Origin of the sequence: Citrobacter sp. S55_ASV_140 (genome assembly GCF_018919505.1) — a bacterium.
GTDB lineage: Bacteria > Pseudomonadota > Gammaproteobacteria > Enterobacterales > Enterobacteriaceae > Citrobacter > Citrobacter werkmanii.
Genome location: NZ_JAHLQZ010000374.1, coordinates 1 through 1,585, shown reverse-complemented (window position 1 = coordinate 1,585; position 1,585 = coordinate 1). Strand labels below are relative to the sequence as shown.

Sequence of the window (1,585 nt, the reverse complement as noted above, 5' to 3'; positions counted from 1 at the left end):
AAGCAAGCGATGGGTGATCATTCCCAAGGTAGAATCATGGAGCCACATTCGCGATAGTAACGGGCTTTCTTCAACATATTGCAACATTAAGTCGCCGTCAATATAGTCCAGAGAATAACCTGGAAAATTATCAATGTATTCACGCTTTCCCTGTGGAGAAATGCGGCCATTCGTAAAAAATAAAGCAGACTTAACTCCAAACTTTGCCAAAGCTATAACAATTTCATCTGTTTCTCGTGAGCTAACAGATTTTGTGTCGTCAGAGTGGTGTTTGCATTGGGTTAAATGCGGTATACCTTCAGGAGTTATTGAAAGTATATCTCTTCTACCATCGCCAGGGCCATCAAGAATGCGAACCTTAGTATGACCAAGAGACCATTTAAGAATGTCAGCAGCAAGTATGGGAAGCGAACTGGGGTTTAAAGACCCGCTTAGTTTGTATCGAGAATCAATATCAGCCATTTATCTGCTCCTATAAATATCATTGTAGAGATTCGCCTTGCTTAGTTATATCAAATATAGATAATCTATTCTTGCCCTCATTGAATATCAAGATGATGTAAGCAACGTCCGCAACTGGGTCAGATTAGGTTTAGATCTGTGCTAGAGCTGTGTCAGCTCAAATCTGAGCTAATACAACTCAGTCATGTTTGTCCGGGTTCGATGCCGAAGAACAATGAATTTTCGCGTTGGTATCTGTGTTGGTATAAAATGAAAGTGTTTTTAATTAGATGTTTTAAATCATGAGGTTATGATTTATGTGCGAGTCCGGCCTTCGCAATCGGTTCTTAAGTATAACTATTTTTTATGGCCATGGGCTGTGATGTAAAAGAAAGATCGATATTTCAGTTTATACCGGCACTGTTTTCAGGTGAAAAGTTCAATTTGTCCCTCCCCCCTTCTTTTAAACCTTCACCTCAGCGAGAGTTTTGCGTCTCGGTGGCACGATTATTAAACTTCGCTATTATTATGTAATATATCGCACAAAATACGACTCGATTCCAGTACCGGAAGATCCTTGTTTAATAACGACGAACGCATCGGTAACCTGTTCAATAGGTTCTCGGTTTGTGAGGCGAGATAGGCAACTAGAGGGTGCGCATTTTTGTCGGCTGAAATCAGCCGAACGCTGTATTGTGTGATTGTATCTTTGCGACAGATTCCCGAGCAGTAGTTGGTTGTACCCGTATACCTGAAATCTTTAATTGAAAAGCTAAACATGCGCATTATTTTGTGAGCGTCACTCTGTTCAGCGTAATTATCCGCTATCCGAAATTTCACTGTATTTTCTTCAATATCATATTGATAAAGTAGTCGATGCTGCTTAAACAGTAAGATAAGCAGTAAGCGATTTATCCTGCTGAACTGTTCCGTCACCTCGATAAGGTCGTTTATCATTAAATTGGACTGCTTTTTCATTTTCCTATGAGAATGCTCCGTACATCTACTGGCACGAAGTGGCGGCCTCTCTATGCCTTTCTGCAATTGAGCGTTAATTACTTCATGATCAATAATATAATGAATATGCTTAATCGCAGGTTCCAGTGCCTCAATGGTAAACAGTTCGGTATAACCATCGCCTGCA

The 1,585-nt window shown here is 40.3% G+C and carries 2 protein-coding genes; both read right to left on the bottom strand.

Annotation, left to right across the window (positions count from 1 at the left end; all coding sequences use genetic code 11):
* Positions 1–462: restriction endonuclease (locus tag KQJ18_RS23900; protein WP_216422940.1), on the bottom strand; the 462-nt coding region annotated here is incomplete at its 3' end.
* Between the two features lie 489 nt (positions 463–951).
* On the bottom strand, positions 952–1,585 hold a 634-nt coding region (locus KQJ18_RS23895; protein ID WP_216422939.1), incomplete at its 5' end, for a hypothetical protein.